Below are 6,135 nucleotides of genomic sequence, written 5' to 3'. Positions count from 1 at the left end.
GAAGGCGGCAACCTCCAGCTCGATCAGCTGCTGCAGGCCGTGGCGTGCCAGCTCGGGGATCAGTTCCCCGGCGCTGCTGCCATCGAGTAGCGAGGCCAGGTCGGGTGCGGCAGAGTAGGTCTTGGGCATGGTTCGTCTGGTTGAGGTAGGACTCGAACCAGGGAAACGGGCCTGCCCACCCCTTGCAACGTCAGCTGTGGAGCCGATCGACTGAGGTGCGCGGCCCACCCCGGCTACGCCGGGGTGGGAATGCCGGGGGATTTACACCACTGCAGGGGACGCAGGCCCAGCTCCACCATCCGGTGCAGCCCTTCGATGCCCTGCCAACCCAGATAGAGGCCCAGCAGCAGCGCGAACACCCCGACCAGCCATTCGGCCCGGTGCACCAGCCAATCGTTCAGCGAAGAGAGGGGCTCTCGCAAGCGGTTGCCGCTGACCAACCAAGCCAGGGGTGGCAACAGCAACAGGGACGTGGTCATGGTCACGAAGACGGAGCCCACCTCCAGATCGCCGCGCAGATCGGAGTGGTTGGCCAACAGCATGCCGCCCTCCTTGACAGAGAAGACCACCGCTCCAGTCGGTGGCACACATCACTGTGACAACGATGAACGGCGAGATGCAGCATTGAACGCCAGAGAAAGTACACGAGGATTTCACCTTCTTTGACGACAATTCAGGAGCTTCCACTTTTTCTTCACCAACACCTCAACCCACGAGAATCGCAACATCGCAACAGCATCGACAGCCAATATCTCGGACACCACGGATCACCAGATCAGGGACCAGAGAAAAATCTGAATCCAGATAAGACCGAGAGCCGATAACCCAATCCCATCAATCACGTCGTCGTGCCAATCGGGAAGCTGGCTCACCCCCCGCGATGAAGAACTCCCCTGAACCGCTGACACCCCATCAGCTTCCACCCCAAAATGGGGAAAATTCGCCGCCAGACACCCTGCGTCAACCACCCACAACGCAGACGGGACCCAGCATCAAGACCAGAATTTTGTTTCAGTGCCACGCGACTGGCGGCCCTGCCCTGCTCATCGTCATCAACCAATCCGACCATGACTCCCCCCTTCCGAGACCTTGACCGGCCTGGGCGAAGGCTGTGCGGTGAGCCCTGGCCCGAAGTGAGACGCCAGGGGCCCCGCTTGTACCGCGTCATGGATCAGGAGGGCAATGTGACGATGCTCGAAGCCACCTCCCTGGGAACGGCGATGATGATCGCGGAGGAACGGCTGGGCATTCACGCCGACCTGCTGCATATTTCGCCCGTTTCCGGTGGTCCGGAAATCATGTGAACGGCCACGGGCTGATCGCTTCGTTCTCAGCGCGGCCAGTCGCGCAGGGTCAGGCCCAGTGCATCTCCATCGCCACGGCACCCTCCAGGCTCTTCTTCACCGGGCAGGCCTCCGCCGCGCGGCGCAGCACCGCCCGGGCGGAATCCTCCAGCTCCGTCGGCAGGTTGATCCACACCTCCAGCGTCTCGATCCTCCGCGCTCCCGTGGTGGTCATGCTCTTCTTCACCCGGGCGGTGGCGCCCTCGAGAGGCCAGCCATGCCGCTCGGCTGTGATCCCCATGATCGTGAGGATGCAGGTGGCGAGCGCGGTGGCCACCAGATCGGTGGGGGAGAAGCACTCCCCCCTCCCCTGGTTGTCGGTGGGGGCATCGGTGGCCAACTCCATGGTGCTGGGTTCATGCAGGGCCTGGCAGCGCAGGCCGCCCTCGTAACGGCAGGCGATCGAAGTCATCGGATCAGAGTCGGTAGGGTCGCAGTCTGCGGTGAATTCCTCCGATGCAGGGCACCCTGTCCACGACCATCCTCCTGGGGGTCCTGAGCGAGCCTGAGCAGGGGTCGGCCGTGGTCGCGCTCTCCAGGGCCATCCAGCTGTCGGTGGCGCCGGTGTTTCTGCTCACCGGCATCAGTGGCCTGCTCAACACCTTCACCGGCCGGCTGGCTCGGATCATCGACAGGACCCGGGTGATGCAGGAGACCCTGGAACGGGGCGGCGGCCAGCAGGCGGACACCCTGACCAAGGCCCTGAAGGTGCAGCACCGCCGCACCTTCCTGATCAACCGCGCCATTCTCTGCAGCAGCATCAGCGCCTTGCTGGTGGCGGGAGTGGTGGCCGTGCTGTTCATCAGCACCGTGGCCGCCCTCGACCTGGCGGCGATCGTGGTGCCCGCCTTCGTGTTGGCGATGCTGGCGCTGATCGTGGCCCTGCTGCTGTTCCTGGTGGAGGTGCAGCTGGCAATCGGCCAAAACCCCCGCCGCTATTACTGAAACTGCCAGATCAGCCCAGGGACCATCCCTCAGGCCACCGTGAGGCGATCACGCCCCTGCTCCTTGGACAGATAGAGCGCCCCATCGGCCATGGCGAGGGCTGCATCGAACGGGAGAGGTTGATCTGGATCGGCCACGAACAACCCAGCGCTGATGGTCACACCCCCGTCCGGGGCCAACCCCTGGAGATCCAGAACCTTGACCTGGCTGCGGATCCGTTCACCGATCCCCAGAGCCATGGCCGGATCAATCTGGGGGAGCACCACCAGAAACTCCTCTCCACCGAGGCGATACACAGCATCTCCCTCTCGCACGGCCTTGGTCATGACAGCAGCCACCTTCTTCAGCACCTGATCACCGGCCGCATGGCCGAAGCTGTCGTTGATCCGCTTGAAGAAATCGATGTCGAACGACAGGAGGGCGTAGGCACCGCTGGGCTGGTCATCTTCAAGGGCCCGTCGATTGGTCAGGCCCGTGAGCGGATCGGTTGTGGCCTGTTGCTTGAGCTCAAGCATGCGCAGATGATCCTGATGCTCCTCCACCACACCATCAATCCACGACTGAAGAGATGGAGTGATGTCCTTCAGCATCCTCAGAACATCCTCATCCACAGGGATCTGGTCGTCGATCAGCAGCGACAGCTTCGTCGGAGGTTGGGTGCTGAGCTCCACCTGCTCCCAGTTCGGCGGCGGCCCTTCCAGCCGCGGTTCCGGTGGTGTGCCACTCCAGCTGGTCCACCCCTGATCAGGCAGGTCAATCGAGAGCACGCAATCGCGGACTCCGCGGATGCGCTGCAGCACCAGCTTGAGGGTGACCAGCATCTGGGTAGGGGCGGCCTGGGACAGGAGCACCTGAAACAGGCGGCTACGGGCCTCGGCAATGCGCAATAAGCGCTTCAGATCGATATCGGCATCCGCCAGGGCGAAGATGCCGCACTCCAGAGCCTTGAGCCGGCTGAAGGCCTCCTCCACCAGCGGGCCAGGCACGACATGGCCGTGCTGGGGGGCGATCATGGCGATCTGGGGCCAGCGCTGCTGGACCCGGGTCAACCCAGCCGACAGCAGCTCCGTGCTGGGCATGTAGTGCTGATGAAAGGGCTTGGCACTGGCGATCAGAACATCAAGGTCCCGGCAGATCAGATTGGCGGCATCGGGGACAAAGCCGCCGAACAGATCGGAGGAGAACAGAATCCTGGAGGCCGTGTCATACGACACCATCGCTCCAGGAAAGTGCAGATAGGGCGTGAGCTGAAACTCAAGAGCTCGATCCCCTTCCAGAGGCAGACGCCAATTCTGTTCCTCCACAAGATAATAATCAAAACGGTGGCCGTAATGGCGCAGAAGCGCCATCGCCCGCCCGCCATTCGGTGACCACCTGAATATCCGGCCGGCTGAGGCGCTCGGACAACATCGGCAGGGCCGCCGCGATATCAGGATCGCAGTGGTGACAGACCAGATAACGAATCGCACTCAGGTCGTCGATCCGGGCCACCTTGGCCAGGGTGGTCTCGATCGTGAGCGGCGAGCCCGGGTCAATCAGAACCCCATTGTTGCCATTGCGCAGGTAATAAGCATGGCACTGGAAGCGGTCGTCCGGCAGGCGACGCCCGACCCACCACACATCGGGAGCCAGTTCGATCGGGGCATCGGAGCAATCAGCAGGCTCGTTGCTCCCATGAAAAGGAAGCACTGAAGTCTCCCGTCGATCCAACTGTGACGGCTCGAAGTCGATGATCACAATCAGATCGGTAGAGGCAACAAGAGGATGAAAGAACGCTAGTGCAGATCAGGCATAACAGCTGCCGAACCCTGGCCAGCGGCAGCCGCGAGTTGGCGGCAGCACTGAGCAAAGGCAGCAGCAGGATCCTCGGCGGCCGTGATCGGTCGGCCGATCACCAGCTGGCTGGAACCGGCCGCAATCGCTTCTGCCGGACTCCAGACCCGCTGCTGGTCCCCCGCCGCGGCTCCCGCCGGCCGGATCCCCGGGGTGACCAGAGCGAAAGGCACCGGGTAGCGCCGCCGCAAAGCCTCCACTTCCAGCGGAGAGCAGACACAGCCGCCGAGACCGGCCGCGACGGCCAGTTCAGCGAGGCGGGGCACGTAGGTGGTCAGGGGCTCCTCGATCGCCAGCTCAGCAGCGAAGCGAGCGGCATCCCAGCTGGTCAGTACCGTGACCGCCAGCAGGGTGGGTTGGGGCAGACCCGCCTGCTCGGCAGCCAGGGTGGCGCCCGCCTGGGCGGCGGCCAGGGCATCGCCGCCGGCGCAGGCATGCACGGTGATCAGCTCGGCGCCGAGGCGAGCAGCGCTGCGGCAGGCGCCTGCCATGGTGGCGGGGATGTCGTGGAACTTGAGATCGAGAAACACACGCAGCCCCCGATCACGCAGCTCGGCGATCACCGCAGGGCCGGCGGCAGTGAACAGCTCCAGCCCCACCTTCACCCAGCGCAGCTCCGGAATCCTCTCCGCGAAGCTGAGGGCCTGGGTGCCATCCATGCCGTCGAGGGCCACGATCAGCTGATCGGCAGCAACCTGATCGGCCGGCGAGGGAACAGGAGAGGTCATCCGGCCACCAGACGGCGGAAGGTCTTCTTGCCCAGCTGCAGCACCTTGCCATCCAGCACGGCTGTATCAGCGAACTCCTGGTTGGGATCGGCCAGCTTCTGGCCGTCGAGCCGCACCCCACCGCCCTGAATGGCGCGGCGCGCCTCGCTGCTGCTGGCGCAGAGTCCCACCGCAGCAAGCAGATAGAAGGCCCTGGCCGGGAAGTTCACCGCCGCCAGCGACGCCTCCGGCACTTCGGCATCGGCTGCGCCACTGCCGGAGGCCCCGGCCACCAGGCGCGCGGCATCCGCCTGGGCCTGGGCCGCCGCCTCGGCGCCGTGGCGGGCCCGGGTGATCTCCAGGGCCATCGCCCTCTGGCGTTCGCGCGGGTTAGCCGGCAGGGCGGCCAGATCGGAATCGGTCAGCAGAGTGAGGTAGGCGTCCACCACGGCATCGGGCACCTTCTCCAACTTCGAATACATCGTCAACGGATCGTCCCGCAGGCCCACCGTGTTGCCCAGGCTCTTGCTCATCTTCTGCACCCCATCGAGGCCCGGCAGGATCGGCAACAGCAGCCCGAACTGGGGCCGCTGGCCAAAGTGGCGCTGCAGATCGCGGCCCATGGCCACATTGAACTTCTGGTCGGTGCCGCCCAGCTCGAGATCGGCCTGTACCGCCACCGAGTCGTAGCCCTGCAGCAAGGGGTAGAGAAATTCATGCAGGGAGATCGGTGTGCCGGAGCCGTAGCGGTTGGCAAAATCCTCCTTGGCCAGCATCTGCCCAACCGTGCTGATGCCCAGCAACTCAATCACCTGGGGTAGATCCAGTCCCGCCAGCCATTCGCTGTTGCGGCGCACCTCCAGCCGACCCGGCGTCTCGAAATCCAGCAGGGCCCGTTCCCTCGGCTGCCCCTGACCCAGCTGTTCGAGATAGGTGCGGGCGTTGGCCTCCACCGCCTCGGCGTCAAGCTGCACCCGCGTGCTGCTCTTACCGGTGGGGTCACCGATGCGGGCGGTGAAGTCGCCGATGATCAACACGGCCGTATGGCCCGCATCCTGAAAGGCCCTCAGCTTGCGGAACAGGATGCTGTGCCCCAGGTGGATGTCGCTGCCGGTGGGATCGATCCCCAGCTTCACCCGCAGGGGACGGCCAGCGGCCTCAGCCTCAGCCAGGCGAGATCCGAGCAGCTGATCAGGATCCGTGGCACCGCCACTGCCGGCCGGGAACAGATCCACCAGCCCACGCTGAAGCCAGCCGGGAAGCGCCATGGTCTCCCCCACTGGCATGGCGCCAACCCCTTGCATGGC

Annotated in this window: 8 protein-coding genes and 1 pseudogene; 2 read left to right on the top strand and 7 right to left on the bottom strand. The window is 64.7% G+C overall.

The window, feature by feature from the left end; translation table 11 throughout:
• Together VB777_RS17340 and VB777_RS00385 are read right to left on the bottom strand one after the other, a co-directional pair.
• Positions 1 to 129, bottom strand: a pseudogene (locus VB777_RS17340) (IS256 family transposase); the annotation flags it as partial.
• 104 nt (positions 130 to 233) lie between these two features.
• On the bottom strand, positions 234 to 569 hold the full coding sequence (locus VB777_RS00385; protein ID WP_323246332.1) for a hypothetical protein: 336 nt from the start codon (positions 567 to 569) through the stop codon (positions 234 to 236).
• 597 nt (positions 570 to 1,166) lie between these two features.
• On the opposite strand from VB777_RS00385, the gene VB777_RS00380 reads away from it, so the two are divergent.
• Positions 1,167 to 1,304: a hypothetical protein gene (locus VB777_RS00380; RefSeq protein WP_323246330.1), complete on the top strand. Its 138-nt coding sequence runs from the start codon at positions 1,167 to 1,169 to the stop codon at positions 1,302 to 1,304.
• A gap of 49 nt (positions 1,305 to 1,353) precedes the next feature.
• On the opposite strand, the gene VB777_RS00375 is transcribed toward VB777_RS00380, so the two are convergent.
• Entirely contained in the window at positions 1,354 to 1,755 is a 402-nt protein-coding gene (locus VB777_RS00375) for an OsmC family protein (protein WP_323246328.1), read from the bottom strand.
• A 44-nt stretch (positions 1,756 to 1,799) separates the two neighbouring features.
• Between VB777_RS00375 and VB777_RS00370 the strand changes: the two genes are divergently transcribed.
• Positions 1,800 to 2,288, top strand: coding sequence for a DUF2721 domain-containing protein (locus VB777_RS00370; protein ID WP_197170560.1), 489 nt, complete (start codon positions 1,800 to 1,802; stop codon positions 2,286 to 2,288).
• Between the two features lie 29 nt (positions 2,289 to 2,317).
• Here the strand turns inward: VB777_RS00370 and VB777_RS00365 are convergent, their stop codons facing one another.
• The 4 genes from VB777_RS00365 to tyrS form a co-directional block, all read right to left on the bottom strand.
• Complete coding sequence (locus tag VB777_RS00365) at positions 2,318 to 3,637, bottom strand: diguanylate cyclase (RefSeq protein ID WP_323246325.1); 1,320 nt, start codon at positions 3,635 to 3,637, stop codon at positions 2,318 to 2,320.
• Positions 3,603 to 3,977, bottom strand: a complete 375-nt coding sequence (locus VB777_RS00360; RefSeq protein WP_323246323.1) for an MBL fold metallo-hydrolase — start codon at positions 3,975 to 3,977, stop codon at positions 3,603 to 3,605. The genes VB777_RS00365 and VB777_RS00360 overlap by 35 nt, the downstream gene beginning before the upstream one ends.
• Positions 3,978 to 4,063: 86 nt before the next feature.
• The gene (pyrF, locus tag VB777_RS00355) at positions 4,064 to 4,849 is read right to left on the bottom strand and encodes an orotidine-5'-phosphate decarboxylase (protein WP_323246321.1); all 786 of its coding nucleotides are present in this window, start codon (positions 4,847 to 4,849) and stop codon (positions 4,064 to 4,066) included.
• Positions 4,846 to 6,132: a tyrosine--tRNA ligase gene (gene tyrS / locus VB777_RS00350; RefSeq protein WP_416238288.1), complete on the bottom strand. Its 1,287-nt coding sequence runs from the start codon at positions 6,130 to 6,132 to the stop codon at positions 4,846 to 4,848. The genes pyrF and tyrS overlap by 4 nt, the downstream gene beginning before the upstream one ends.
• Positions 6,133 to 6,135: the final 3 nt, after the last annotated feature.

Source organism: Synechococcus sp. CCY9202 (assembly GCF_034931685.1).
Lineage (GTDB): Bacteria > Cyanobacteriota > Cyanobacteriia > PCC-6307 > Cyanobiaceae > CBW1002.
This window is presented reverse-complemented; position numbering and strand designations above follow the sequence as displayed.